25 protein-coding genes and 1 tRNA gene are annotated in these 25,443 nt (G+C 65.5%); 10 read left to right on the top strand and 16 right to left on the bottom strand.

Going from position 1 to position 25,443, the window contains the following annotated elements; translation table 11 throughout:
* Positions 1–7: 7 nt before the first annotated feature.
* From prcA to AB0280_RS02925, 8 genes are all read right to left on the bottom strand, one after another.
* On the bottom strand, positions 8–718 hold the full coding sequence (gene prcA / locus AB0280_RS02960; protein ID WP_224026100.1) for a proteasome subunit alpha: 711 nt from the start codon (positions 716–718) through the stop codon (positions 8–10).
* A 1-nt stretch (position 719) separates the two neighbouring features.
* Entirely contained in the window at positions 720–1,541 is an 822-nt protein-coding gene (prcB, locus tag AB0280_RS02955) for a proteasome subunit beta (RefSeq protein ID WP_224026099.1), read from the bottom strand.
* Between the two features lie 79 nt (positions 1,542–1,620).
* Positions 1,621–1,824 carry a ubiquitin-like protein Pup gene (locus AB0280_RS02950; protein WP_015937113.1) on the bottom strand — a complete coding sequence of 68 codons (204 nt, stop codon included), beginning with the start codon at positions 1,822–1,824 and terminating at the stop codon, positions 1,621–1,623.
* 84 nt (positions 1,825–1,908) lie between these two features.
* A complete protein-coding gene (gene dop, locus AB0280_RS02945; protein WP_275180278.1) occupies positions 1,909–3,528 on the bottom strand; it encodes a depupylase/deamidase Dop in 1,620 nt (539 codons plus the stop codon).
* A 50-nt stretch (positions 3,529–3,578) separates the two neighbouring features.
* Positions 3,579–5,330: a proteasome ATPase gene (gene arc, locus AB0280_RS02940; protein WP_159631983.1), complete on the bottom strand. Its 1,752-nt coding sequence runs from the start codon at positions 5,328–5,330 to the stop codon at positions 3,579–3,581.
* A gap of 82 nt (positions 5,331–5,412) precedes the next feature.
* A complete protein-coding gene (locus AB0280_RS02935; RefSeq protein ID WP_366366154.1) occupies positions 5,413–6,477 on the bottom strand; it encodes a tRNA (adenine-N1)-methyltransferase in 1,065 nt (354 codons plus the stop codon).
* A gap of 95 nt (positions 6,478–6,572) precedes the next feature.
* Positions 6,573–7,763: a site-2 protease family protein gene (locus AB0280_RS02930; RefSeq protein ID WP_366366153.1), complete on the bottom strand. Its 1,191-nt coding sequence runs from the start codon at positions 7,761–7,763 to the stop codon at positions 6,573–6,575.
* Complete coding sequence (locus tag AB0280_RS02925) at positions 7,756–8,487, bottom strand: HAD family hydrolase (RefSeq protein ID WP_370871774.1); 732 nt, start codon at positions 8,485–8,487, stop codon at positions 7,756–7,758. Before AB0280_RS02925 ends, AB0280_RS02930 begins: the two co-directional genes overlap by 8 nt.
* 151 nt (positions 8,488–8,638) lie before the next feature.
* Between AB0280_RS02925 and AB0280_RS02920 the strand changes: the two genes are divergently transcribed.
* Positions 8,639–9,544, top strand: a complete 906-nt coding sequence (locus AB0280_RS02920) for a PAC2 family protein (RefSeq protein ID WP_159631987.1) — start codon at positions 8,639–8,641, stop codon at positions 9,542–9,544.
* Between the two features lie 91 nt (positions 9,545–9,635).
* Here AB0280_RS02920 and mshC read toward each other — a convergent pair whose 3' ends face one another.
* Complete coding sequence (mshC, locus tag AB0280_RS02915; protein ID WP_366366152.1) at positions 9,636–10,913, bottom strand: cysteine--1-D-myo-inosityl 2-amino-2-deoxy-alpha-D-glucopyranoside ligase; 1,278 nt, start codon at positions 10,911–10,913, stop codon at positions 9,636–9,638.
* A gap of 15 nt (positions 10,914–10,928) precedes the next feature.
* Complete coding sequence (locus tag AB0280_RS02910; RefSeq protein WP_366366151.1) at positions 10,929–11,762, bottom strand: undecaprenyl-diphosphate phosphatase; 834 nt, start codon at positions 11,760–11,762, stop codon at positions 10,929–10,931.
* A 51-nt stretch (positions 11,763–11,813) separates the two neighbouring features.
* Between AB0280_RS02910 and AB0280_RS02905 the strand changes: the two genes are divergently transcribed.
* The gene (locus AB0280_RS02905) at positions 11,814–12,749 is read left to right on the top strand and encodes an aldo/keto reductase (protein ID WP_366366150.1); all 936 of its coding nucleotides are present in this window, start codon (positions 11,814–11,816) and stop codon (positions 12,747–12,749) included.
* 48 nt (positions 12,750–12,797) lie between these two features.
* Here the strand turns inward: AB0280_RS02905 and AB0280_RS02900 are convergent, their stop codons facing one another.
* Complete coding sequence (locus AB0280_RS02900; RefSeq protein ID WP_364399391.1) at positions 12,798–13,064, bottom strand: hypothetical protein; 267 nt, start codon at positions 13,062–13,064, stop codon at positions 12,798–12,800.
* Positions 13,065–13,104: 40 nt separating this feature from the next.
* Here AB0280_RS02900 and AB0280_RS02895 point away from each other — a divergent pair, with 40 nt between their 5' ends.
* Positions 13,105–13,338, top strand: coding sequence for a DUF5703 family protein (locus tag AB0280_RS02895; RefSeq protein WP_018771130.1), 234 nt, complete (start codon positions 13,105–13,107; stop codon positions 13,336–13,338).
* Positions 13,339–13,388: 50 nt separating this feature from the next.
* Here the strand turns inward: AB0280_RS02895 and AB0280_RS02890 are convergent, their stop codons facing one another.
* Positions 13,389–14,549, bottom strand: coding sequence for an acyl-CoA dehydrogenase family protein (locus tag AB0280_RS02890; RefSeq protein WP_366366149.1), 1,161 nt, complete (start codon positions 14,547–14,549; stop codon positions 13,389–13,391).
* A 12-nt stretch (positions 14,550–14,561) separates the two neighbouring features.
* The gene (locus AB0280_RS02885) at positions 14,562–15,866 is read right to left on the bottom strand and encodes a M20/M25/M40 family metallo-hydrolase (protein WP_159631993.1); all 1,305 of its coding nucleotides are present in this window, start codon (positions 15,864–15,866) and stop codon (positions 14,562–14,564) included.
* A gap of 170 nt (positions 15,867–16,036) precedes the next feature.
* Between AB0280_RS02885 and AB0280_RS02880 the strand changes: the two genes are divergently transcribed.
* From AB0280_RS02880 to AB0280_RS02865, 4 genes are all read left to right on the top strand, one after another.
* Positions 16,037–16,119: transfer RNA gene (locus tag AB0280_RS02880), tRNA-Leu, on the top strand.
* A gap of 267 nt (positions 16,120–16,386) precedes the next feature.
* A complete protein-coding gene (locus tag AB0280_RS02875; protein ID WP_366366148.1) occupies positions 16,387–16,947 on the top strand; it encodes a hypothetical protein in 561 nt (186 codons plus the stop codon).
* A gap of 2 nt (positions 16,948–16,949) precedes the next feature.
* Positions 16,950–17,801, top strand: coding sequence for a hypothetical protein (locus AB0280_RS02870; protein ID WP_366366147.1), 852 nt, complete (start codon positions 16,950–16,952; stop codon positions 17,799–17,801).
* Between the two features lie 507 nt (positions 17,802–18,308).
* On the top strand, positions 18,309–20,651 hold the full coding sequence (locus AB0280_RS02865; RefSeq protein WP_366366146.1) for a hypothetical protein: 2,343 nt from the start codon (positions 18,309–18,311) through the stop codon (positions 20,649–20,651).
* A gap of 41 nt (positions 20,652–20,692) precedes the next feature.
* Here the strand turns inward: AB0280_RS02865 and AB0280_RS02860 are convergent, their stop codons facing one another.
* Both AB0280_RS02860 and AB0280_RS02855 read right to left on the bottom strand, forming a co-directional pair.
* Positions 20,693–21,055 carry a hypothetical protein gene (locus AB0280_RS02860; RefSeq protein ID WP_366366145.1) on the bottom strand — a complete coding sequence of 121 codons (363 nt, stop codon included), beginning with the start codon at positions 21,053–21,055 and terminating at the stop codon, positions 20,693–20,695.
* Positions 21,056–21,261: 206 nt separating this feature from the next.
* Positions 21,262–21,723 carry a GatB/YqeY domain-containing protein gene (locus tag AB0280_RS02855; protein WP_275180115.1) on the bottom strand — a complete coding sequence of 154 codons (462 nt, stop codon included), beginning with the start codon at positions 21,721–21,723 and terminating at the stop codon, positions 21,262–21,264.
* A gap of 180 nt (positions 21,724–21,903) precedes the next feature.
* Here AB0280_RS02855 and AB0280_RS02850 point away from each other — a divergent pair, with 180 nt between their 5' ends.
* The 3 genes from AB0280_RS02850 to AB0280_RS02840 all read left to right on the top strand — a co-directional run bounded on the left by AB0280_RS02850 (position 21,904) and on the right by AB0280_RS02840 (position 25,144).
* On the top strand, positions 21,904–23,511 hold the full coding sequence (locus AB0280_RS02850; protein WP_366366144.1) for a phospholipase D family protein: 1,608 nt from the start codon (positions 21,904–21,906) through the stop codon (positions 23,509–23,511).
* A gap of 29 nt (positions 23,512–23,540) precedes the next feature.
* Positions 23,541–24,032 carry a DM13 domain-containing protein gene (locus AB0280_RS02845; RefSeq protein ID WP_366366143.1) on the top strand — a complete coding sequence of 164 codons (492 nt, stop codon included), beginning with the start codon at positions 23,541–23,543 and terminating at the stop codon, positions 24,030–24,032.
* Positions 24,033–24,118: 86 nt separating this feature from the next.
* Positions 24,119–25,144, top strand: coding sequence for an NADPH:quinone reductase (locus tag AB0280_RS02840; RefSeq protein WP_366366142.1), 1,026 nt, complete (start codon positions 24,119–24,121; stop codon positions 25,142–25,144).
* 14 nt (positions 25,145–25,158) lie between these two features.
* Here AB0280_RS02840 and AB0280_RS02835 read toward each other — a convergent pair whose 3' ends face one another.
* Positions 25,159–25,350, bottom strand: a complete 192-nt coding sequence (locus tag AB0280_RS02835; protein ID WP_142133845.1) for a three-helix bundle dimerization domain-containing protein — start codon at positions 25,348–25,350, stop codon at positions 25,159–25,161.
* Positions 25,351–25,443 lie beyond the last annotated feature (93 nt).

Below are 25,443 nucleotides of genomic sequence, written 5' to 3'. Positions count from 1 at the left end.
GGTCCTCCTAGGCCAGCAGTGCTGTGATGTCCGCGTCGTTCAGCCTGCGGAAGGCACGCCGGGTGCCGCGGGAGCTTTCGGACAGCCGGTCCAGGACGGCCACTTCCAATGCACTGGGCGGCAACGGCGCCGCGGGCTGCTCACCCTCCTGGACGGGCGTAAGTCCCTTGATGGCCAGCCGGACGGCGTCGGCGAAGCCCAGCGAAGCCTGCCATCCTGCATCGATGGCCGATGACACTTTCTCAGCTTGTCCACCCATGACGACAAAGCTGTGCTCGTCGGCGATCGAGCCGTCGAACGTCAGCCGGTAGAGGTGGTCCTCGGCCTGCGAGGACCCTACTTCGGCAACGGCGAGTTCCACCTCGAAGGGCTTTTGCTCGGCGGTGAAGACAGCGCCCAGGCTTTGGGCGTACACACTGGCCAGGCCGCGGGCGGTGACGTCCTCGCGGTCGTACGAGTATCCGCGGACGTCGGCGTAGCGGACGCCGGCCTGGCGGAGGCTTTCGAATTCGTTGTACTTGCCGACGGCGGCGAACGCGATTTTGTCGTAGATCTCGCCGATCTTGTGCAGGGATGGCGAAGGGTTCTCGGCTACGAGGGCGATCCCGTCGGCGCAGCTGATGACAACCACTGAGCGGCCGCGGGCGATGCCTTTCCGCGCGAAATCCGCGCGGTCCTTCATCAGTTGTTCTGGTGAGACATAGAACTGCTGGGTCATCTCAGGCCTCCCGTCCGGCGATGGTGCGCGCTTCGATCACGCTGCGCGACGCAGCCGCGAGTTCCGGCTCGGGCACCCGCCGGGCGCCTGTCCTGTCCACCGTATAGACCACCGGCCACAACTGCCGGACCGTGTCCGGGCCGCCCGTTGCGGAATCGTCGTCGGCAGCGTCATACAGCGATTCGACCGCAACGGAAAGGGCCTGCTCGGCCGTGAGATTGGGCCGCCAAAGCTTCTTCAGCGCACCGCGCGCGAAGACGGAGCCGGAGCCGACGGTGTGGTGTTCGTGTTCCTCGTACCTGCCGCCGGTGACGTCATAGGAAAACAGCCGGCCGACGCCTGCGCTGGTGTCGAAACCGGCGAACAGGGGCACCACTGCAAGGCCCTGCAGGGCCAAGGGAAGGTTGCCCCTGATCATGGCACCCAGCCGGTTTGCCTTGCCTTCAAGGCTGAGCTGGGTTCCTTCTATCTTTTCGTAGTGCTCAAGTTCAACCTGGAAAAGCCGGGTCAGGTCAATTGCTATGCCGGCTGTTCCGGCAATGCCGAGGACGGAGAAGTGGTCAGCCGGGAAGACCTTCTCGATGTGCCTGCTCGCAATGACGTTCCCCATGGTTGCCCGCCGGTCGCCCGCCATCAGGACGCCGCCGCCGTAGCTCATGGCAACGATGGTGGTGGCATGGGGAACCTGAACCGGGGCAGCCACCGACGCACCACCCTGGAGGGACCGGCTGAAAGGCAGTAGCTCAGGCCGGTCCCGCTGCAGGTGCTCGGTAAAGGACGAGGTGGCGTTGGCGGCTACCTGGTTGGCGGTTGATTCCTGCACTCATCACTCCTTGAACGTGGTACTTCAACGTCGGTACAGATCCCGGCCGTCCGCGGCTTCCGCCACCCAGCCGTCCGGGTTATTGGCCGCCCTTTTGGACGAATGCCCGGACGAACTCCTCGGCGTTGGATTCCAGGACGCCGTCGATCTCGTCGAGAAGGTCGTCCACGCCTTCGGTCGATGCCGATGCCTGTGCCTCGGGCGGTGCCGGGGGTGCCTCGGGGATGTCTTCGTCGACCTGGCTGTCCCGTGACTGCGGCTGCTGCTGCTCCTGGCCTGCCATTGGTTTCCCTCCTTCTTCCGTCGGTGGATCCGGCGGATCCTCCGATATGCCCATCCTGCCACGGGACGGGCGTTCCGGCGCGGTTTACGCCGCAGGCGGAGTGCTGTTGTGTCCCAGCAGTTCGCCGAGGAACGGTCCCGCTTCCCGGTAGCGTTCGAACAACGCTCCGGTCAGTGCTTTGGTTCCCCTCAGTGGCTCCCTGGTGGGCACGCGCTGGAGCCTCCCGTAGCCGGGCACGTCGAAGATCACCGAGTCCCAGCTGGCGCCTACAACGTCCTTGCCAAAGCTGCTGATGCACTTTCCCCGGAAGAACGCCCGGGTATCGGCCGGAGGCTCCGCGACGGCAGCGGCAATGGCGGAATCATCAACGACGCGCTGCATCCGGTTCCGGGACAGGAGCCGGTAGTAGAGGCCCTTCTCGGGCCTGATGTCGGCCCACTGGAGGTCAACCAGGCCCAGCCGGGCGTCGCTCCACTCCAGTCCGTCGCGCTGGCGGTAGCCGTCCAACAGGGAAAGTTTGGCCAGCCACTCCACGGAGGTGGCGGCCGCAGCCCTGTCACTGTCGAGCTGGGTCAGAACCGACGCCCACCGTTCCAGGACCTCATGGGTATGGCCGTCGCCGTCCACGGCGTCACCCACTCCGGTGTCCTGGGCGAGCTTTGCTGCGGCCTCGTGGTACATCCACTGAAGGTCCAGGGCCGTCACGCGCCTGCCGTCCAGCAGGCGAAGCCTGGCGGTCAATGAGGTGTCGTGGCTTACCGTCTTGAGTGCTGCGACGGGCTCGTAGACCTCGATCTTGGGAGCGAGCCCGGCCTCGATGAGGCTGAGGACAAGGGCGGTAGTGCCGAATTTGAGGTAATTGGACACCTGGCTGAGGTTGGCGTCCCCGATGATCACGTGCAGGCGCCGGTATTTGTCCGCTGTGGCGTGGGGCTCGTCCCTGGTGTTAATGATGGGCCTGCGGATGGTGGTCTCCAAGCCCACCTCGGCCTCAAAGAAGTCGGCCCGCTGGCTGATCTGGAAGCCCGGGGTGGAGCTGTCCTGGCCTATTCCCAACCGGCCGGCCCCGCACACCACCTGGCGGCTGACGAAGAACGGTGTCAGCCCCCGCACGATGTCTCCGAACGGTACTGACCTGGGCATCAGGTAGTTCTCGTGCGAACCGTACGACACGGATTTGTTGTCCGTGTTGTTTTTGTAAAGGTTGACCGGCGGCAGCGCCGGATCCGCGGCCAGCCGGCGAACGGCGGCGAGACCCACCAGATCGCCGGCAGCGTCCCAGGTCACCGCGTCACGGGGATTGGTGACCTCCGGGCTGGAGTACTCGGGATGGGCGTGGTCGACATACAGCCGGGCCCCATTGCCGAGGACCATGTTCATCAGGAGGGTCCCCGATTCATCCTGCCCGTCGAGCTCCAACTCCTCGCGGCCGTATGCAAGGGCCACCGCCTCCGCGTCGAGCACCGGAGGCTGGTCGGTCAGCTGGCTGGGATGGGCGGCACCGCGGTCCACGGTCCAGCCCCGGGCATCGTGCAGCGGCTCTTCATCCGTGTAGTCCCACCGGGTCTCCGCTCCGCCGGCCGCCCGCTGGCGGGTGACCTGGGCGTAGGCCTGGACCACCCGGGCGCTCATCATAGTGGCGTTGGCGGAAGGGGCGGACGGAGCGTGGATGCCGTACTCGGTTTCGGCTCCCATGACCCGCATGGCCCCGCCCGCGGGGAGGGCTTCCCCGCCGGCGGATCCGTGTGAACCCGTCACAGATACTGTCCTGTGGTGGGCATGGTTTCGATGGACTTGCCGGGCTCCTGGCCGGCTTTGCCCTGCACAATGGTCCGGATATAGGTGATCCGTTCACCCTTCTTACCGGAGATGCGTGCCCAGTCGTCAGGGTTGGTGGTGTTGGGCATGTCTTCATGCTCACGGAACTCGTCCACCACCGCCCGCAGCAGGTGCTCGATCCGGAGCCCCTTCTGGTGTGAGGTCAGCAGGTCCTTGATGGCGTACTTCTTGGCCCGGTCCACCACGTTCTGCACCACGGCGCCGGAGTTGAAGTCCTTGAAGTACAGCATCTCGGTGTCACCGTTGGCGTAGGTGACCTCCAGGAACTCATTGGACTTGTCCGTGGAGTACATGGCTTCCACGGTGCGCTGGACCATGGCGTCAACGGTGGCCTGGACGTCACCGTTGTGTTCGGCGAGGTCCGATTCGTGGAACGGCAGGTCCGGCGTGATGTATTTGTTGAAAATATCGGCCGCTGCCTCCGCGTCAGGCCGCTGGATCTTGACCTTCACGTCCAGCCGTCCCGGACGGAGAATTGCGGGGTCGATCATGTCCTCGCGGTTGGACGCGCCGATGACGATCACGTTGTCCAGGCGTTCCACACCGTCAATCTCACTGAGGAGCTGGGGCACGATGGTGGTTTCGACGTCGGACGAGATGCCGGTGCCGCGGGTGCGGAACAGCGAGTCCATTTCATCGAAGAACACCACCACGGGGCTGCCGTCGGAGGCTTTTTCCCGGGCGCGGGAGAAGATCAGGCGGATGTGCCGCTCCGTTTCACCGACATACTTGTCCAGGAGTTCGGGCCCCTTGATGTTCAGGAAGTAGCTCTTGAGGTCCACGTTCCCGGAGCGCTCGGCGGCGCGGGCAGCGAGGGAGTTGGCAACGGCCTTGGCAATGAGCGTCTTGCCGCAGCCCGGAGGGCCGTACAGGAGGATGCCCTTGGGGGCTTTGAGGCCATGCTCCCGGTAAAGGTCCGGGTGCAGGAAGGGCAGTTCCACGGCGTCGCGGATCTGCTCGATCTGGGGGCCGAGGCCACCGATGTCCTCGTAGGTGATGTCCGGAACTTCCTCGAGGACCAGGTTCTCCACCTCTGAGCGGGGCACCTTCTCCAGCGCGTATCCGGTCCGTGAATCCACGGACAGGGCATCGCCAACCCGGAGCTTCTCGGACAGGAGGGCACCGGAAAGCCGCACCACGCGTTCTTCGTCCGCGCGGCCCACCACCAGGGCGCGGTCACGCCCCAGCATTTCCTTCAGGGTGGCCAGTTCACCGGCGCGTTCGTAGCCCAGGCCCGCGACGATCAGGAGGGCTTCGTTCAGCAGCACTTCCTGGCCCACGGAAAGCTGGTTGATGTTCACCAGCGGGCTGATGCCCACGCGCATCTTTCGGCCCGCGTTGAAGATGTCCACCGACTCCTCCGTGGCGGCCTGGCCGCTGTTGCCCGGAGCCGGCTGCCGTTTCGGGTTGATCTGGAGGATGGTGCCGAAGCTGTAGGGCGGCTGCCCTTCCTGGTCCAGGGCATTTTTCAGCCGGAGGATCTCCGCCTTTGCGGTTTCGAGCATGCTGACCAGCTTGGAGTTGTTCTGCGTTGCCGCTGCCAACTGGCGGTCGATGTGCCTGAGCTTGTCCCGAAGTATGTTGACCTGGCGGTCAGCAACCGAGAGGTCGTTGGCGGCAGACTGCTCTGCCGGTGTACGTCCGGAGTCCTGGTTTGGTGTCTCCATGATGTATCAGCCCCTTCCTGCGCTTCTCTTAAGACATTAGTCCCAAGAGGGCGGGTAGGGATGGAGACTCCCGAAATGTGGACTAGTTCGTAACCTCGGGGTTGTCCACCACGTTGGTCCCGGCGATGGCGTCCCGGGCGGCGCGCCGGAGTTTCTTGTCCGAGACAGCCCGCTCCCCTACCGCGCCGGGAGTCCAGGCGTTGACGTCCTCTTCGTTGAACTCTGTCTTTGACGGGCGGCGCTTGACCGAGATGCCGGTGACGCCGTCTGCGAGCCGCCGAGTGACCAGGAGGAATCCCGTGTGGGCCACCATGCGGTGGTCCGGGCGCACGGCGAGCCCTTCGAGGTGCCAGCCGCGGACCATCGACTCCCAGGCGTCGGGCTCGGTGAAACGGCCGTCGGCCCGGATGGCTTCCGCGGTACGGGAGAGCTGGGTGACCGTGGCGACGTAGTTGATCCAGACGCCGCCGGGGGCAAGCACCGTGGCGACGGCGTCGAGGCACTCCCAGGGTGCCAGCATGTCCAGGACGACGCGGTCCACGGAGCCCGGTTCCTCGGCCTTGACCACGTCGTCCTGGAAGTCGCCGAGGGAAATCTGCCAGGCGGGGTGCGGGCCGCCAAAGATGGTTTCAACGTTGCCGCGGGCGATGTCAGCGAACTCTTCACGCCGCTCAAAGGAGTGCAGGTAGCCGTTGTCCCCCACCGCGCGGAGCAGGGAAATGGACAGGGCACCGGAGCCCACGCCGGCTTCCACTACGCGTGCGCCGGGGAAGATGTCCGCCATGGTGACAATCTGGCCGGCGTCCTTGGGATAGACGACGGCGGCACCGCGCGGCATGGAGAGCACGAAATCAGACAGCAGGGGCCGGAGGGTCTGGTACTGCTGGCCCACGTTGTTCACCACGACCGAGCCGTCAACCTTGCCGATGATTTCGTCGTGGTTCAGGAAACCGCGGTGGGTGTGGAAGGCACCCCCGCGTTCCAGCGTGATGGTGTTCATGCGGCCGCGTTCGTCCGTCAGCTGGACGCGTTCGCCCTCCCGGAAAGGGCCCCGGCGACGGGCAGCGCCCACCGGCTGCGAGCCGCTGGCGGCAGCACCGGCTTGCGCTGCTCCCTTGGCGTCGTTGACGGCAGTTTCGCTGCTCATGATTCTTCCTCGCTCCTGTAAACCTGTTGTGCCGCGGCCCTGATGGTCCCTGGGGACGCTGGGCTTCCGCGGCAATGCACGACCGGCAGGTAACTCTACCGGGTCTGGCCCTGCGGGTGCCTATCGTTGCGGGGGCGCTTTCCGGTGATGGCTGCGAGGACAGCCTCCTGCGTCAGCAGCCCGGTGACCGTTCCGTTGTGGTCCACAACAGCGTAATGGCGTCCCTCAAGCTGGGAAAGGAACTGGATCAGCTCCTGCCCTTTGGACCATTCCGGAATGTAGGCTCCGGCAGCCAGGGGGAACGAAATGGCGGTGACGGGCGTGGTATCCGCCGCAGCGCCGGGTACGGATGCGAGGGCTCCCGGGTCCACCACGCCCTGCGGCCGTCCGTCCGGTCCGCAGACCACCACGGACTTTGTTCCCGCTGCGCCCAGGCGGAGGGCGTCCCGGACCGTGCCGGTGGAAGGAACGCCGGCAGCCGGCGTCGCCAGGGCTGCGGCGCTGACCAGCGGCAGCCGGCCGCGCAGCGTGCCCTGCTGGATGGACGCCGACGCGCCCATCCACAGGAACCCGCCCACCAGGATGGTGATCATGAGGAGGCTGAAGTCCGGCTGGTCACCGGCGAGGAACGGACGCAGGAGGAACCAGTAGGCAATGGCGAGGACGATAATCCGGCCGCCCCAGCCGGCCGCGACGGTTCCCTTTGCCTGGCTGCCGGTGGCCTTCCAGACGATGGATTCGACCAGCCGGCCGCCATCCAGCGGCAGGCCGGGCAGAACGTTGAAGACACCGATGAGGAAGTTGGCCCACATGAAGATGTTCGTGAGGATTTCGGCGACGCTTCCCAGGCTGTTCGTGCCGAGCAGCAGCCAGGCTCCGCCGGCCAGGACGAAGTTGGCGGCCGGCCCGGCCAGCGCAACCAGCACAGACCGTCCCGGTGAAGAGGTGAAGCTTTCGAACTGGGTGTGGCCGCCCCAAAGGTTCAGGACGATCTTTTGGGTCGGCCAGCCGTAGATTTTCGCCGTCAGGGCGTGGGCGAGCTCGTGGACGAGGACAGAGATGAGGAGCAGGACGGCGTAGGCAAAGGCCACGAGGTAGGCGCTCACGCCCAGCATGGGGTTGTTCCGCGCCAGAACCGGCCCATAGACGATCACCGTGAAGGCCGCGATCACGAACCACGAGTACGCGAGGACAATAGGCACGCCGGCGATGCGGCCCAGCGGAATGCCTTCACGCCGCGCCGGGCAGTCGGGTTTGGCGCTTTGCCGGGCATCCGGTTCAGCCACGGGCGTCACCGGTGGAAGCCGCGGGAGCGCCCGCGGCGCCGGGCTGCGGAAGCAAGGCCTCCAGTTCGGTGAGGCTGCGGCCCGAAAGGGTGTCCCAGAGCTCGTAGCTGTGGTGCTCAGGCAGCGGGACAATATGAGGCACGGCAACCGTGGCGACGCCGGAGGCTACGGCCGCAGCCACGCCGGGTACGGAGTCTTCGAGGGCTACGCAGTGGTGGATTCCGAGGTCGGGATCGTTCTCCTGCAGGAGCTCGACGGCGGTCAGGTACGCCTCCGGGTGCGGCTTGCCCTGGCTCACGGTGTCACCGGTGACTACGACGTCGAAGTACGGCCGGGGAAGGTTCGCCACCACCTCGCGGGCCAGCGGGCCCTCGGACATGGTGACCAGGGCGCAGCGCACGCCGGCGACGTGCAGTTCCTCAAGGAGTTCGCGGGCGCCAGGACGCCACGGCACTTCCTGCTGGACGCTGCTGATGACCTGCGCAGTCAGGGTGTCGATGATTTCGCGGATTTCCAGTTCGACGCCGGCCCGCTGGAGCAGGCCCGCGGAGAATGTCAGTGACTGGCCAACCAGCTGCATTGCCTGGTCATGGCTCCATGTTCCCCCGTGGGCCTCCACCAGCGCGTGCTCCGCGGCAATCCAGTATGGCTCGGTGTCCACGATGGTCCCGTCCATGTCCCACAGGACGGCTTTGAGCGGGGAACTGGCGGCAGGAAATGGCATAACGCCAGTCTACGGTGCGTGGCTGGGCGGAGGCTGTGGGCTACGCCCTTGGCGAATATGCCATGGACCGGGCCTGCTGTGGACGGGTTTCAGGGGATTTGCGGCGCTTCATTCCATGCGCGGGCAAGCACCTTGGACGTAGGGTGAAGAAATGAATAGCTTCGAGGGAGACACCGCCGAACAGGGTGCCGGACCCGAGCGGGAACGGTTCCTGCAGCCAGTGGCTGACGGACAGCGCGTAACTGTGATGCTTGCCGCCTTTGAGGGGTGGAACGATGCCGGAGAAGCAGCCAGCGATTCGCTGCGCTACCTGAACAAACTGTGGGGCGGCAAGAAGGTCGCTTCCATTGATGCAGACGAGTACTACGACTTTCAGTTCACGCGGCCCACGGTGCGCAGGAATGCTGCCGGTGAGCGCAAGATCAAATGGCCTTCCACCCGGATCTACAAGGCCAGTGCACCCAACTCCAATGTGGACGTCATTTTTGTGCAGGGGACGGAGCCGTCCTATAAGTGGCGGGCCTATACGGCGGAGCTGCTGGTCCATGCCGAGGCGCTGAATGTCGACTATGTGGTGCTGGTGGGCGCGCTGCTGGCGGATGTTCCGCACAGCCGCCCGATTCCGGTGAGCACGTCCTCGGATGACGCTCCGCTCCGGGAGCGCATGAACCTGGAAGCGTCGCAGTATGAGGGCCCGGTGGGGATTGTGGGTGTCCTGTCAGAGGTGGCACTCCTGGCGGGACTCCCTACTGTGTCGTTGTGGGCGGCCGTGCCGCACTATGTGGCCCAGGCGCCCTCCCCCAAGGCCCAGCTTGCCCTCCTGCACCGCATCGAGGAGTTGCTGCAGGTGCCGCTGGACACCCACGAGCTGGCCGAGGAAGCGGATGCATGGGAGCGCGGCGTGGACGAACTCGCTACCGAGGACCCGGAGATCGCTGCGTACGTGCGGCAGTTGGAGGAAGCGAAGGACACCGCCGACCTCCCTGAAGCGAGTGGCGAGTCCATTGCCCGTGAATTTGAGCGTTACCTGAAGCGGCGGGGCCAGGACCGCCCCTGACGTTGACGCACTGACTTGCCTTAACAGGAAGGGCCCTGCCGGGAGCAATCCCCGGCCGGGCCCTTCCCGTCTGCCGTAATGTGCGGACGCGTTAGAGCCGGATGCCCAGGAGGGCGTCCACCGCGTCCTTTACCAGGGCCGCGTCAGCGGGGCTGGCGGCAGCACCGGCGTCGTTCGCGTTCCGTGCCCAGCGCGAGACCGCGGCAACCGCTGCCGGCGCATTCAGGTCGGCTGCCAGCGCCTCGCGCATCTCGGCCAGCAGCTGCTGGCCTGAGCCCTCGGGAGCGTGGTCAAGGGCTTTCCGCCACGCTGCAAGGTCGGCCTTGGCGGCCTGGAAGCCTTCGTCGGTCCAGGACCAATCGGAGCGGTAGTGGTGGGCCAGGATCGCCAGCCGTATTGCTGCCGGGTCCTCGCCGGCTGCGCGGAGCCTGGAGACCAGCACCAGGTTGCCTTTGGACTTGCTCATCTTTTCGCCGTCGAGGCCCACCATGCCCGCGTGGGCGTAGTGCTTGGCCAGGGGGACCCCGGCCAGGGAGTAAGCGTGGCCGGCGCCCATTTCGTGGTGCGGGAAGATCAGGTCCGATCCGCCGCCCTGCACGGTGAAGGGTGCGGGCAGGTACTTCTGCGCGATCACGGTGCACTCGATGTGCCAGCCGGGCCGTCCCGGTCCCAGGCTTCCACCGGGCCAGCTCGGCTCACCCTCGCGTTCCACCCGCCACAGCAACGGGTCAAGGGCCTGCCGCTTTCCGGCGCGGCCCGGATCCCCGCCGCGCTCGGCGAAGAGCTCCAGCATGGCGCTTTCGCCAAGGTGGGAAATGGATCCCAGGGCCCAGGCATCAGGTGCCGTTGACTGCTTGCCGGCGGCTTCGACGTCGTAATAGACATCCCCGTCAGGTTCGCCGTTGGTGCCGTCCACCCTGTATGCCAGCCCCATGCTGACCAGGCGTTCCACTTCGGGGACGATCAGGCCAATGGATTCGACGGCGCCGACGTAGTTGTCCGGCGCCAGGACGTTCAGCGCCTCCATGTCGGTCTGGAAGAGTTCCACCTGTTCCGCGGCGAGGTCGCGCCAGTCGACGCCGGTGGCGGTGGCACGTTCCAGCAGGGGGTCATCCACGTCAGTGACGTTCTGTACGTAAGAGACCTCGCTGCCGGCATCGCGCCAGGCGCGGTTCAGGAGGTCAAAGGCGACATAGCTGGCCGCGTGCCCCATGTGGGTTGCGTCATAGGGCGTGATGCCGCAGACATACATGGAAGGCCTGGCCTCCCGTTCCAGGGCCACCTCTCGGCCCGCCGCGGTATCGAACAACCGGATGGCGGGGATGTTTCCGGGCAGGGCAGGCACAGGGCGGGAAGTCCAGGATTTCACATGCCAAGCCTAGTCCTAGGCGCTGATGACGCCGAAACCGAGGAGCAGGTACAGCGCGAGTCCAAGGAAGATCCGGTACCAGACAAAGAGCCGGTAGCTGCGGGTGGACACGAACTTCAGGAACCAGCCGATGATGACGTAACCCACTAGCAGGGCGATCACGGTGGCAAGCGCGGTCTCCGGCAGGCCGAAGGGGCCGGAGACCCCTTCCTTGGTAACCACCTTGTACAGCTGGTACAGCCCGCTGCCGAAGACCGCGGGGATGGCGAGCAGGAACGAGTACCGGGCCGCTGCCTCACGGGTGTAGCCCATCAGCAGGCCCGCGGTGATCGTCCCGCCGGAGCGGGAGACGCCGGGAATAAGGGCCAGGGCCTGCGCCAGGCCGTACAGCATGCCGTGCTTGTAGGTCAGGTGGGCAAGGTCCCGCTTTTGGGCGCCGATTGCGTCTGCCACGGCAAGGATGAGGCCGAAGACGATGAGCATGGTGGCCACGATCCACATGCTGCGGAGCACGGACTCGATCTGGTCCTGGAAGAGGAGCCCCAGGACGATGATGGGCAGGCTGCCCAGAATTACCAGCCAGCCCATCCGGGCGTCAGGGTCCTGCCGGGACACCTTGCCCGTAAGGGAGCCGGCCCAGGCCTTGACGATGCGGACGATGTCACGCCAGAAGAAGATCAGTACGGCGGTCTCCGTGCCGAGCTGGGTGATGGCCGTGAAGGCTGCCCCCGGGTCCTCTGCGTTGGGGAGGAATTCGCCCACGATCCGCAGGTGTGCGCTTGATGAAATCGGTAGAAATTCGGTCAGTCCCTGCACTAGGCCCAGCAGGGCCGCTTCAAACCAGTTCACGCTAAGACCCTACGGCATGGCAGCGCCGCTCCTGGCCGTAAGCTTGCTGCTATGCAGCAGCGTTACGTCGGCAACAGTGGATTGCGAGTTTCAGCCCTCTCCCTTGGCACCCGGTCCTGGGGTGGCGACACTGACGAACAGGACGCCTCGGAACTGCTGCGCACTTTCCTTGATGCCGGCGGCCGGCACGTGGACACGTCGGCGTCCTACGCGGGCGGCGGCTCGGAGGCGATCCTTGGCTCACTCCTGGGCGATGTGGTGTCCCGCACGGAGATTTCCATCTCCACGAAAGCGGGGATGACGACGCCGGATGGCCGGCGTGCGGTGGACGCCTCACGCAATGCGATGCTCACCGGGCTGGATGCAAGCCTGGCCAGGCTAGGCACCGACTATGTGGACCTGTGGTTCGCCGAAGCGTGGGATAGCAACGTTCCCCTCGATGAAACCCTGGCGGCACTGGAATTCGCGGTCCGCACCGGCCGGGCCAGGTACGCGGGCATCTCAAACTACAGGGGCTGGCAGGCCGCCAAGGCCGCCGCCACGAGCAGTGTGCCACTGGTGGCCATCCAGGCCGAATACTCGTTCCTTAACCGGCGGGCGGAAGCGGAACTGATCCCCGCCGTTGAGGATGCCGGCCTGGGGCTGATGGCGTGGGCTCCGCTGGGCCGGGGGGTGCTCACGGGGAAGTACCGTGGCAGCATCCCCGCCGGTTCACGGGGCGCCTCGGTCAGCGAAGCCGCCTACGTGGAGCCGTATCTGGAGGAGAAGCCGTCGCGGATCGTGAATGCGGTGTGCATGGCTGCCAACGGGCTGGGCCGGACTCCGCAGGATGTTTCGCTCGCCTGGCTGCTGTCACAGCACGGAGTTGCCACGGCGATCGTTGGCGCCCGGACACCGGTGCAGTTGAAGGAGATCCTCGATTCCCAGCTGACGCCCCTGCCGCCGCAGATTGCACGCGCGCTGGAGGATGTTTCCGCGGTGTCCTAGCTTCTGCTCCGCAACTTCCCTGGTCCTGGGGCGGTTCGGGCGGCCCTGCTACTCGTCGACGATTTCCAGATCTTCGTCCTCGTCCACGTCGGCTTCTTCGTCCTCTTCATCCTCGTCGTCAAAGACCTGCAGGGGCGTTACTTCGTTGTAGGCCTCGTAGAGGGCGTCCTCGTAAACCTCGAAAGCATCGGCAACCGCGAAAAACGCTGCCTCAACGGAGGGATCACCGTCCCCGCGGCGGTTCGATGCTGCTATAAGGTGTTCTTCCAAAGCGGTGGTCAGGGACGAAAGCGCGACACGCGGATCGATGCTCATGACTTCACGTTAGCCGGAAAAGGACGAAAATGGAGAGCAAATGAAGGAACAATTTCTCACCAGCTCGGTCCAGCGGGAGCGGGATTATTTGCGGCAGTACGAGTACCTCGTACTGACCGTCAGCCCTGATGATTCCTTGCCGGAGGCTCGGCGCCGGCTCGTTGAACACTCCGAATACGGCAAGTGGGAGCTGGAGCGCAGCAAGCTGTACGTGGGTGGCGGCAGGCGCTTTTGGCTGCGGCGCCGGGTGATGCAGGTCCAGCGGACCGTTTAGAAATGTGTGGTCCAGCGGACCGTTTAGAAATGCGCGGTCCAGCGGATCGTTTAGTCTTCCAACGGTCCCAGCCACGCGTTGGCTACGGTGTTATGGGCTGATTCGTCGTCGGAGGGGTGGAACATCCCCGCCAGCACGTCCCGGTAGAGCCGTTCCAGTTCCGAGCCCCGGAAATAGCTTGATCCCCCACTGACCCGGATGGCCAGGTCCACCACGCGGCGGGCGGTCTTGGTGGCGTTCACTTTCAGTCCAACAAGTTTGGGAAACCACTGGCTTCCGTGGTCAGCCAGGGCGTCGACGTCGGCAGTGACGGTCCTGAGTTGCGGGTACAGGACGTCCATGGCCATGGCGGCGTCTGCCACCTTCCAGCGTATGTCGGGGTCCTGCGCGTAGCTTCGCCCGCCGTTTTTGAAGGAGGTACGCCGCTTCACGTTCTCCACGCCCACGGCCAGGGCGCGTTCGCCGAGACCTGTGTAGACGGCAGCCAGGAGGCTCTCGAAGCAGGCGAAGATCGCGAAGATCAGGGGGTCGGCGTTGGGGCCGACGGGCAGCTTGCGGAAGATGCGGTCGGCTGGAGCTCTGACGGCTTCCAGGACCGTGGTGGCGGACTGGCTGGCCCGCATGCCCAGGGTGTCCCAGTCGTCCAGGATCCGGTAGCCGGGAGTTTCCCGCGTGATGAATCCGTGGACCAGTTCCCCGGCACCGTCCCGGGCTCCAGCATCTTTCCCGAAGATGCCCAGACGGGTCCAGGCCGGCGACAGGCTGGTGAAAATCTTGGTACCGGTGAAGGAGTAGCCGCCATCCTGTTCCGGTGTGGCGGTGGTCCGTGAATCGAAGAGGACCGAGTCGTTTCCGGCTTCCGAGTTGCCGAAGGCGAAGACCTCGCCCTGGGCAGCTTCCTTGAGGACGAAATCGAGCGAGTTGTCGCCCCGCGCCGCCAGGACGTGCGCGACGCCGGTCCAGACCAGGTGCATGTTGACGGCCAAAGCGGTGGCCGGGGCAGCCGTTGCCAGCCTGCGCTGGCACTGCGCCGCCGCTTCGAGCCCAAGCCCTGCGCCGCCGTCGGACGCTGGTACGAAAAGCTTCAAGTAGCCTGCCGCTGCCAACTCCTCCAGGTCCTCGTGGAAGAAGGCGTTGTCACGGTCATATCCGGCGGCGCGGCTGCGGATGCGCTCCAGGAGCTCATCCGGCAGCAGTTCCTCTGGGCTCACGGCGGGCTCCTCTTAGTAGTTGGTGAGCAGGGTGTCCAGGACCCGGGCACCGAACTTCAGGGAATCCGCCGGGACGCGCTCGTCCACCCCGTGGAACATGCCGGTGAAGTCCAGCTCATCCGGCAGCATGAGGGGTGCAAACCCGTAGCCGGTGATGCCCAGGCGGCTGAGTGACTTGTTGTCCGTACCGCCGGAGAGCGTGTAGGGCAGCACCTTGGCGCCGGGGTCCTCCTTGTGGAGAGCGTCGATCATCGAGTCCACCAGGTTGCCGGCGAACGGGACCTCCAGCGAGACGTCGTTGTGGACGTAGCTGACGTCCACGCCGTTGCCGGCGAGGTCGCGCACGATTTCGAGGACCTGCTGTTCCTGGCCCGGGAGGGTCCGGCAGTCAACCAGTGCTTCGGCGGACTCGGGAATGACGTTGTGCTTGTAGCCGCCCTTGAGGAGGGTGGGGTTCGTGGTGTTCTGCAGGGTCGCGCCGACGAACCGTGCCACCGTACCCAACTGGTTGAGCAGCAGGTCGGGGTTGTCGGCGTCGAACTCAACTCCGGTGAGTTCAGTCACCCCGTCGAGGAACTGCCGGGTGGTGGGAGTGAGTTCGATGGGCCACTTGTATTCACCAATCCTGGTCACGGCAGCGGCCAACCGGGTCACGGCATTGTCGGTGTTGATCTGCGAACCGTGGCCGGCACGTCCGTGCGCAACGAGGCGGAGCCAGGAGATGCCCTTTTCCGCAGTCTGCAGCAGGTAGGTCCGCTGGCCGCCGATAGTGGCCGAGAAGCCGCCCACCTCGGAGATGGCTTCGGTGGCGCCTTCGAAAAGTTCGGGCCGGTTGTCGACGGCGTAGCGGGCGCCATACACGCCGCCGGCCTCCTCATCCGCGAAGAAAGCGAAGATGATGTCCCGCTTGGGCTTCCGGCCCTCCCTGGCAAAACTCCTCAGCACCGAAAGGATCATGGCGTCCATGTCCTTCATGTCGACGGCGCCGCGTCCCCAAATGAGGCCATCTTTCAGTTCTGCCCCGAACGGGTCAACGGACCACTGGTCCCGGAGCGCTGGAACGACGTCCAGGTGGCCGTGGACCACCAGCGCACTGGCCGAGGGGTCCTCCCCCGCCATCCTGGTGACAACGTTCGCACGGCCGGGAGCCGACTCGAAGATCTCGGCGTCCAGCCCCACTTCCTCGATGAGCCCGGCGGCATACTCTGCCGCAGCCCGCTCCCCCGGCCCCGATCCGTCGCCGTAGTTGGAAGTGTCGATCCGGATGAGTTCCTGGCAGATCCGGACAACTTCATCCTCGGGCAGGACGTCAGGCATTGATGGCTCCTTGGTAGGGAATGACTGGTTGGCACGAGCTGAATCGCTGCCCTCAGCCTACCTACTTGGCCCGATTCGTTGTTCCCGGAAAGTTCGTGTTAGAGTTTTTCTCGCTGCTTCGGAGAGGCGCGAAACGCTGAAAGGCGGAGACGCTTCCCGAAATACCACCTGCGCGGGTGGCGGAATGGCAGACGCGCTAGCTTGAGGTGCTAGTCCTCGAAAGGGGGTGGGGGTTCAAGTCCCCCTCCGCGCACAATGGGAAGCCCCGGAACATCAATGATGTTCCGGGGCTTTTTTGTGTCTCCAACCACGTCGCAACCGGAATCCAACCGTGGCCCCGTTCCTGATTCTCTACACGAGCGGAGCATCGAACCGGAGGTCTCCAGGAACATAGTTTCGCTTTGGTTTTCGTTAGGGTGGGAGCTACACCGGAAGCCAGGGGAACGGCCCCTGTGGGCCGCACGCGTCAGAGTTCGCAGCCCGCACTTAACGCGGGCCCTCGGGACGGAAGCAGGGGGGAATGATGGCCGGCACCCGGAACACCAGGGACGGTCAGGTCCCCAAGTACTTCTACGCCACCGGTGGGTGGGGCAGGGAAACGGTCATCTACGCCTACACCCAGGAAGAATGGGGGCTTGGCGGCTCCCTGCCCAGCGGAGGCAACTACCAGGCAAGGACATTCACCGGCCTGGCCATCGTCGCCCTGATTGCAACCATCCCAGCAATCCTCGCTCCACTCTTCATCCTGGTCAGCATCTACGCGATCATCACCTCCACCCCTGACCTGGGCGACATGGGCATGGGACTGATCTGGTTCGCCATGTCCGTTGTCTGCACGGTCCTGTTCACCGGCGGCTGGCTGCTGAGTCTCCACGCCCTCCGGCGAGAGCTCAAGGCCCGAAAGCTCCGCAAGGGCAGGGGCCTGCCCAAGCCAACGCACGGTGTCACCGACGACCAGGCCCGGCGCTGGTTCGAGGAGCACCCAGGAACCCTGGAGATCAGCCGGGAAAACTTCCCGCTCAGCACCCGCCCGTTCCCGGATGAACCCGAGTACCTGCCCAGCCAAGAGAAACGAGCCTGACGATGGTTTACGACCGGGAACGGTTTGCACGCGAGGACGCCGTCTACGCCGAACACAAGCAGGCGGTCGCCGCCGGCGAGAAGCGCGTCCTGCGCAAGACCAGCACGGGCGAGCTGCACAGCTACCCGGCCGATGAGATCGGGTTCACGCCCGGTGGCGGACAGGCCCAGGTCAGCACCTGGTGGGGCATGGGAATCGTGATGGTCGTCATGGTTCTTATCCTGGCCACCGGCGTGTGGCTGTTCCAGCGTCCGCTGTGGGATGGCGACTTGCCGGAGTGGGGCGCTCTGTGGCTGATCGGTTTCGCCGGGTTCCTGACGCTCTATACGTTCTTCCTCGCCCGTGACGAGTACAAGGCCACCCAGTTGCGCAAGCTCCGAGGTTCCCCGAAGCCGAGCTCCAGCGGCAGCGTCGACATCAACCTCCTTGAGCTGGGCCAGAACCGCGGCGACCAGCCGGCGCGTCCCGGTAGGATTCGACCCGTGTTCAACCAGGACAAGCAATTCCGCAAGCCCGACGGAACGCCCTACGACCCGAGCAGCTTCAACGTGCGCCAGTACGAGGAACAGTACGGCCCCGGCGGTGTCCCCGAGGGATGGTCGATGGCAGCCACCACACCCGTCCAGAGCCCAGCCCTGATCACGGGCATTGCTGTCTTCACCGCCCTCCTCAGCGGGGGAATGCTGGCGGTCGGGATTCTCGTCGTCGCGCAGGGCGGCGAACTGAGCACCGCCCTCCTTGGGCTTGGCGTGGGGACCGGTGGCCTGGTGATGTCCGCCTTCGCGTTCAGGACCGCCGTGAAGCGCCGCCGCTGGCTGCGCGAACGGGAAAAAACGAACGGACAGGGGAACTGATGGAGTACCTCTACGGCTTCCTTGCCGTCATTCTTGCCGTGGTGGTGCTACGGCTGCTGACGCCCACTGGCAACGCAAGCATTGGCGTACCCGGCCGCCCAGGCACCGGGGCAATGCGCAGTCCCAACGAGGCCGGGTGTGCAAGGACCCGCCGCCCACGAACTACAACGCCGATCCCTACAGCGGTTGGCCCTAGGCACCGGTAGCGACAGGCTCGTCGCCATCCGTAGTCCACACCCGGGGCCAATTCGGCGAGCGCCGCAAGCGCCAGGCAGATGGCCTAAAGCGAGCCTGATGTCCTGCCTCATCAGCACAACGGTGGACAGCGCGGGCCGACTCGCTCATTCGCGTATCCACACCTGGTGCCGTGGGATTCGCAATCAGCCCGGTAGCCTAGGGGCAGCCGCGCCAGATACGGCATCGTCCCACGTCAACGCGGGTTTTATGTCCTGGCATGGACTATTTGTCACCAAGGCGCCATGCTGCGCCTTCCAGGAAGAAGGACCCGTGAAGAGGACCAGGCCACTATCACTCGCCTTGGCGGTGATCGCAGTCGCGGGCAGTGCTTTCCTTGGCACCGGCAGTGCCCAGGCTGGGCCCCAGGAGAACAACCCCTGCCAGCGGCTGTCTGCGGGACAGGTGAAGTACAACAGCTTCGGTGCTAACCGGGTAACGTTCGCTACCGCCACCGGCCGTGAATCCAACGTCGTCACCATCACCGGGTGCGTTCGTTCCGGCAATGGCTATGTCCAGGAATGGCAGGACTGGGGCTACGCGGGGCTAAAAGGCTTCGCTCCGCCGGGACTGACCTGGGAGGACACATTCAAGTCACCCACCGGTTCGTACAGCGTCACCGAGGCATTGGGCCGCTCCAACCCGGGCACGGCCCTTGCCTACCATACGGTCAACGCAAACTCCCGCTGGGGCGGTGAGTACGGACCTACCTACAACCAGTACTTCGAAGGCAGCGGCGGTCCCTCTGACGAGAACCTCTACACCTACATGAACCAGGGGTATTACGAACAGGCGGCGGTCATCAACTACAACCGCCAGCCGGACATGAATACCGTGCAGGGGGCCTCCTACGCAATCTTCCTGCACGCCGGCCGCACCACGTCCGCCGGCTGCCTGTCCACCAGCCTTGAGACGGTCAACAGATTCCTGCGCAGCAGCCGCCCCGGCGATCGAATCATCATGGGCGCAGTCGATGACATCTTCACCCCGTATTCAGCGGATCCCTTTGGCGCCATCACGCAGAAATACAGCCAGGGCGGAGGGCCGGCCGGCCAGCTTGGCAGCCCGGTCTCCAACGAGGTGGGTGGACTGAGGGACGGTGGCGCCTTCCAGAACTACCAGGGAGGAGCCATCATCTGGTCTCCCCTCTCCGGAGCCCATTTCTCGTGGGGAGCCACCCGCGGCAAGTGGGCCTCCCTCGGTTATGAAAACGGCCCCCTCGGCTACCCGGTCACGGACGAAGTTGGAGGCCTGCGTGGCGGTGGCGTCTACCAGGTGTACCAGGGCGGCGTCATCATGTTTTCCCCCGCCAGCGGCGCTTACCTTTCGTCTTTCGGGCCAATCCGGGACAAGTGGGCAGAAACCGGATTCGAATACGGCGCCTTGGGATACCCCGTCAGTGACGTCATCACCGGCCTGAAGGACGGCGGCTCCTATCAGGCGTACCAGAATGGCGCGATCTTCTCCTCACCCGCTGCGGGAACGCACGCCGTCACAGCCGGCATCTACGGCAAGTGGCGCTCCCAGGGGGCCGAAGGTGGCCCCCTGGGATACCCAACAACCGATGAGTTCCGCGGGCTCCGCAATGGCGGCTCCTGGCAGGGGTTCCAGGGCGGGGCGATCATGTTTTCCCCAGCGTCCGGAGCCGCAGTCAGCGCCGGCCCGATCCGTGACAAATGGGCCTCCACGGGTTTTGAGTGGGGCAGCCTGGGCTACCCGGTCACCGATGTGATCACCGGCCTAAAAGAAGGAGGTGCCTTCCAGAACTACCAGGGAGGCTCCATCCTGTGGACCCCGGCAAACGGCGCCATCATCTCCGTGGGAGCCATCCGCAACGTCTGGGCCGGACAGAACTTCGAGCACGGTGTCCTCGGCTACCCCACCACGGATGAGTACGGCACGCCAGGAGGCGCTGTTGCCCAGAACTACCAGGGCGGCGTCATCTGCTTCGTGCCCAACGTCGGAACCTACGCGGTATCCGGGGCCATCTTCACAAAGCATGAGGCAATGGGCCGCTCACTCGGCGCTGCCGTCAGTCCCCAGGTGGCCATCAAGAACGGCGGGCTGTACCAGAACTTCCAGAACGGCTCCATCCTCTGGTCCCCTGCCACCGGCGCCCACGTGTCCATTGGTGCCACCCGCGGAGCCTGGGCCCAGGCCGGCTACGAGAACGGGTTCCTCGGCTACCCCACGAGTGACGAAATACCGGTCAGCGGTGGCGTCAAACAGACCTACCAGGGCGGATCCATCTACTGGACCGCAGCCCTCGGAGCCTTCTCCATGCCGTCAGAGTTCAGCGCCGCATTCGATGCTGTGAACGGTCCAGCCACCCTGGGGTTTCCCGGAACCAACCGGGTGACCGGGCTGAAGGACGGTGGCTCCTTCATCAACTTCCAGAAGGGCGCCCTGATCTCCAGCCCGGCCACCGGAGTTCGCCTCTCCGTCGGCAAGACCCGCGACGCCTGGGCAGGGACCGGTTTCGAGTGGGGCAGGCTTGGTTACCCGACCACGGATAACTACGTGACGGCAGACGGCAGCACCGTCCAGGATTTCCAGGGCGGACGGATCACCGTTCCCAAGGACGGCACGGCCAGGATCGATTACGGCACCTCCTGAACCCCCGTCACAGGGATGCGATCCCTGCGCGGACTGGGCGGCTAGGGGGTAATTGTCAGCGGCCTCGTCCTTGCAGCGCACGAGGCCCGGCTGAAACCTTCCGCATGGCGAACACGGTTGTTCGTCCCGGTATCGTCACACCAATCCACGCCGAAAGGGTAGGCCTCAACACTGGCCTCCCCCGGCGCTGCCGCCAGCGGCACGTCGAACTGGTAAGAAAACCCGCCGGCATCGTTCATCGCGGCAGTCGTGCTGAAGACGGTGTGGCCGGCGGCGTCGGTGACCGAGACGTAAATCCGGGCGTCCTGGCCGTACCGGGGATTGCAGTCAGCGTCGGCCGCGTGGACTGTGACGGCGTCACCGGGTTTCGCGACGGCCGGGGTTACGGCATAGCTTGGGGGCAAACAGGGCGGCTCCCCTTGCCACGACCCGCCGCAGGCAGACGACAGACACGACACAATCACACCGGCAGTGGCCATCACTGCCAAGCTTTTCCGCGACTGATCGGCTCGGTGAGCCCGGAACCCCATGGCCTCATTATGCGCAGGTCGGCATTATGCGCAGGTCGGCGGGAAATCCGTCAGGCCCGCACTGCATTGTCGCCCTGTCGTCAGGCCAGGCGTTCCTTGACGATCTCGCTGACGGCTTTGCCGTCGAAGCGTCCGCCGATTTTGGGGGTTACGGACTTCATGACCGTACCCATGGAACGCATGGTCAGGGCGGTGCCCCCGGCTCCCAATTCAGCGATGACCCCGTCGATGATGGCTTCAGCTTCCTCGCGGGTCAAGGCCTTGGGCAGGTAGGCCTCGATGACCTCAGCCTCGGCGATCTCGGCCTGTGCCCGGTCGTCGTGCCCGGCGGCGGTATAGGTGGCGGCCGTGTCACGGCGCTTGGCGGCCTCTTTCTGCAGCAACGCCGTGACCTGGAGGTCATCGAGCTCAACCGGGGTCTTTCCTGATTTCTCCCGCGTTTCGATCTCACCAAGGACGTTGCGCACCGTGGTGAGGGCGACCTTGTTGCCGGCTTTCATGTGGGCGACGACGTCGCCCTTCAGCTTTTCCTTCAATGACATGTTCTGCCTCATTCTTCAGGGGTGTGGAAGCGGCTTTGGACAAGCCTATTCCCACTTGGCCGGACTACTGCCGCATCGTGGCTTCTTCGGCCCCCCGGGGAACAGACAGTTTGCGCGCGGCCATAGGCTAGTTTGGAATCCGCAGCGGCCTGGTCCCCCGGGCCCCGAAAGGAGCACCGAGTGGACAGCACTGTTGGCAAGTGGTTCCTGAACCGGGCCGAGCGCGGAAACCCGGCCTCCTTGATCCATGCCGGCGGTGCAGAATCTCCACCCTGGTCGGAAGGCAACCTGGTCAGGCCCTTGGTGCATGGAGCTGCCTATTTCTCCAGGCTGCACGCGGAACTGTCCGGCCTGAAGGCCGGAGACCGGGTATGGTTCACCGACTGGCGCGGCGACGGTGACGAGCAGTTGGAACCGGGTGGCACGACGATTGGCGGGTTGCTCGCGGAACTGGCCCGGTCCGGCGTCGAGGTACGCGGCCTTGTCTGGAGGTCACACGGCGAACGCGTGTCAGCCCCCATCAGTGGACGCTCAAACGAGCTCCTCAGCCGCCAGATCAACGACGCCGGCGGGGAGGCGCTGTTGGATCAGCGCGTCCGGATCTTCGGTTCCCACCATCAGAAACTGGTGGTCATCCGCCGTCGTGACGACCCCTCCCGCGACGTAGCCTTCGTCGGGGGAATCGACCTTTCACACAGCCGCCGCGATGATGCCGGCCATGCCGGAGACCCGCAGGCAGTGAAGATGGATTCCCGCTACGGGCAGCGGCCTCCTTGGCACGATGCCGCCCTTGAACTGCGCGGCCCCATCGTTGCCGATGTGCTCGCAGTGTTCGCAGAACGGTGGAACGACCCCCACCCGCTGGACCGCAAAACTCCTTACCGGATGCTGTTGCAGCGCCTGGCCCGCATGCCGAGGCACCCCAAGCCGTTGCCGGAGGCCGCTCCGCCCCCGCCGCCGGCCGGCCCTCACGCCGTCCAACTGCTGCGCACCTACGGTGTGAAGCATCCGCCCTTCCCGTTCGCCCCCAATGGAGAACGAAGCATAGCCAGGGCGTATGCGAAGGCCTTCGCCCAGGCCCGCTCGCTCATCTACATCGAGGACCAGTACCTGTGGTCAACGGAAGTCGCCGCCGGCATTGCAGACGCCCTACAGCGCAACCACAGGCTCAACGTCATCGTCGTGGTGCCCCGGTACCCGGACTCTGACGGCTTCCTTGGCGGACCGCCCAGGCGCCTGGGGCAACTGCGTGCCATCGGCATGCTCCGCCGGGCCGCTCCGGACCGGGTGGGGGTGTTCGACCTGGAGAACAGCGACGGGACGCCGGTCTACGTCCACGCCAAGATCTGCATCATCGACGACACCTGGTTCACCTGCGGGTCGGACAACTTCAACCGCCGGTCCTGGACAACCGACAGCGAGCTCACCTGTGCGGTAATCGACACATCGGCCGGCGGGACGCCCGGCGACAACAAGGGCGGGATGGGGACCCACCCGCTCGCGGGGAAGCTGCGGCTCCAGCTCTGGGCCGAGCATTTGGGCCTTGACCAGGACGACCCCCGTCTCCTGGCGGACGGGGGCGAACTGGAGCTGTGGAACAGCGCGGCCGATGGCTTGGACCAGTGGCACCGCACCGGCCGTTCCACACCCCGCCCGGCCGGGCAGGTGCGTCACCACACACCCCAGCCCGTCCCGCCGTTTCACCGCTTGTGGGCCGAGCCCATCTACCGGTTCATTGTGGACCCGGATGGCCGGCCGCGCACGCTGCGTGGCACGACCCGGTTCTAGGAAGACGGGAATAAATCATTGGGGGAAAAATGAAGGCGATACAGTCCGCGGCGCTCTCGGTGGTGCTGGCGGCCGGCCTGGCCGGCTGCACTGATTCCGGGCCGGCGCCCGGGCCGCAGCAGCAAGGCCCCACGGTGGAACCTGCTCCCGGTGTTCCCTCCTCTGCGGGGCCCGTGACTCTGAGGGGGCAGTTCCAGTCCCAGGGAGCAGTCACGACGGGAACGGTGACGATCCACATCACCCAGGCCGGCGCTGTCCTGCGACTGGAGAACCTTGCAACCGGCGCCGGCGACGATCTCCGCCTGATGTTGAGCCCGGGCGTGCTGGTCCCAGGGACGGGCGGCGGCGCTGGACTGTCCTCCGCCAAGCTGATCGAACTGGGGCCGCTCACGGGCGCGGGCCAGCGGGTGGAAATGGACGCCGCCAGGTGGGCCGCCCTGCGGGAACCCATTCGCAGCGTAGTGATCTATGACTGCGCCGGGAAGGCCGCCGTGGGCACCGCCAACCTGCAGGAAGACTGAACGCCCATGGACTGGGCGCTGCTCCCGTGCGGCGCTTTCGGTAGGTTGGAGCGGTAGGGCATCCGCAACCGGACATGGGAGACAACGTGAAGGCAATCGTGTACGAGGAAACAGGGCCCGCATCCGTGCTGAAGCTCCAGGACAGGCCATTGGCGGAGCCAGGAGCGGGAGAGGTCCGCGTCCGGGTGGTGGTGTCCGGAGTGAACCCCACCGACTGGAAGTCGCGGTCCGGAAGCGGAAGCAGGAAGCTGGATGCCCCGAAGGTTCCAAACCAGGACGGAGCCGGAGTCATCGACCAGCTGGGTGCCGGAGTGGCCGGCTTCACCGTGGGCGATCGCGTCTGGCTGTGGGATGTCGCCTGGGGCGGCAACGAAGGTACCGCCCAGGAATACGTGGTGGTGCCGAGCCACAAAGCAGTGGCCCTTCCCGACGCCGAGTCCTTCGACACCGGCGCCTCGTTGGGGATCCCGGCCCTGACGGCGCACCGGGCCCTGACCTCGAACGAGGACGGGCCGGCCCGGCTCTCCCCCGGTGCCCTGGCGGGGCGCACCGTCCTGGTCACGGGAGGCGCCGGAGCCGTAGGCCATGCGGCCATCCAGCTCGCACGATGGGCCGGTGCCGCCGTCATCACGACCGTCAGCGGGGACCGCAAAGCTGAGCTTGCCCGCCGTGCCGGCGCCGGAACGGTCATTAACTACCGGACGGACGAGGTTGTCGACGCCGTCCACCAAGTGGCCGCGGAGGGCGTCGACATCATTGTGGACGTCAACGCGCCCGCCAACATAGAAACGGACCTGCAGATCCTCAAGCCGGGCGGAACCATCTCCATCTACGCCGCGAACCCCGGAGAATCACTGACGGTCCCCATCCGCGAGAGCATGACCAAGAACGTCCGGTACCAGTTCATCCTCACGTACACAGTCACCGACGAACAGAAGCAGCACGCCGTGGCCGCCGTCGCCGAAGCGCTCGCCGCCGGTGCGCTCCGGGTGGGTGAAGAACACGGGCTGCCACTGACGCGGTTCCCGCTGGAGCAGACTTCCGCAGCCCATGATGCGGTGGAACAGGAGACCATCGGAAAGGTGCTTATCGACGTCATGCCGGCCACCTGAGGCCTTACCGCGAATCAACGCGAGAGGCGGTCCCTGGCTGCGTGCTCAACCAGGACCGGTATGAACGCCCGGACCCTGCCCGTGTCCAGGAGGCTGTGTTCCTGCTGCACTACATCCTCAATGTGCTCCCTGGACAGGGCGGGAAACTTCGCCGCGAGCCTGTCCACCACATCGCCCAGAGCCCGCAACTCTTCGCTTACTCCCATTGGGGAAGTGTCAGGGATCCGGCCAACCCCGTCAAGACTTGACTAACGGGGGCAGGGACGTCGAGCGCGCCCACCACAGGGCAGAGTACGACG

This window comes from Pseudarthrobacter sp. 902506025 (assembly GCF_040702325.1).
Lineage (GTDB): Bacteria > Actinomycetota > Actinomycetes > Actinomycetales > Micrococcaceae > Arthrobacter.
This window is presented reverse-complemented; position numbering and strand designations above follow the sequence as displayed.

Bases quoted from the DNA above. Each gene is read 5' to 3' on its own strand.
- prcA (WP_224026100.1), bottom strand. From the start codon at position 718: ATGACCCAGCAGTTCTATGTCTCACCAGAACAACTGATGAAGGACCGC.
- AB0280_RS02950 (WP_015937113.1), bottom strand. From the start codon at position 1,824: ATGGCAGGCCAGGAGCAGCAGCAGCCGCAGTCACGGGACAGCCAGGTC.
- dop (WP_275180278.1), bottom strand. From the start codon at position 3,528: ATGCGGGTCATGGGAGCCGAAACCGAGTACGGCATCCACGCTCCGTCC.
- arc (WP_159631983.1), bottom strand. From the start codon at position 5,330: ATGGAGACACCAAACCAGGACTCCGGACGTACACCGGCAGAGCAGTCT.
- AB0280_RS02935 (WP_366366154.1), bottom strand. From the start codon at position 6,477: ATGAGCAGCGAAACTGCCGTCAACGACGCCAAGGGAGCAGCGCAAGCC.
- AB0280_RS02925 (WP_370871774.1), bottom strand. From the start codon at position 8,487: ATGCCATTTCCTGCCGCCAGTTCCCCGCTCAAAGCCGTCCTGTGGGAC.
- AB0280_RS02920 (WP_159631987.1), top strand. From the start codon at position 8,639: ATGAATAGCTTCGAGGGAGACACCGCCGAACAGGGTGCCGGACCCGAG.
- AB0280_RS02905 (WP_366366150.1), top strand. From the start codon at position 11,814: ATGCAGCAGCGTTACGTCGGCAACAGTGGATTGCGAGTTTCAGCCCTC.
- AB0280_RS02900 (WP_364399391.1), bottom strand. From the start codon at position 13,064: ATGAGCATCGATCCGCGTGTCGCGCTTTCGTCCCTGACCACCGCTTTG.
- AB0280_RS02895 (WP_018771130.1), top strand. From the start codon at position 13,105: ATGAAGGAACAATTTCTCACCAGCTCGGTCCAGCGGGAGCGGGATTAT.
- AB0280_RS02885 (WP_159631993.1), bottom strand. From the start codon at position 15,866: ATGCCTGACGTCCTGCCCGAGGATGAAGTTGTCCGGATCTGCCAGGAA.
- AB0280_RS02875 (WP_366366148.1), top strand. From the start codon at position 16,387: ATGATGGCCGGCACCCGGAACACCAGGGACGGTCAGGTCCCCAAGTAC.
- AB0280_RS02870 (WP_366366147.1), top strand. From the start codon at position 16,950: ATGGTTTACGACCGGGAACGGTTTGCACGCGAGGACGCCGTCTACGCC.
- AB0280_RS02855 (WP_275180115.1), bottom strand. From the start codon at position 21,723: ATGTCATTGAAGGAAAAGCTGAAGGGCGACGTCGTCGCCCACATGAAA.
- AB0280_RS02845 (WP_366366143.1), top strand. From the start codon at position 23,541: ATGAAGGCGATACAGTCCGCGGCGCTCTCGGTGGTGCTGGCGGCCGGC.
- AB0280_RS02835 (WP_142133845.1), bottom strand. From the start codon at position 25,350: ATGGGAGTAAGCGAAGAGTTGCGGGCTCTGGGCGATGTGGTGGACAGG.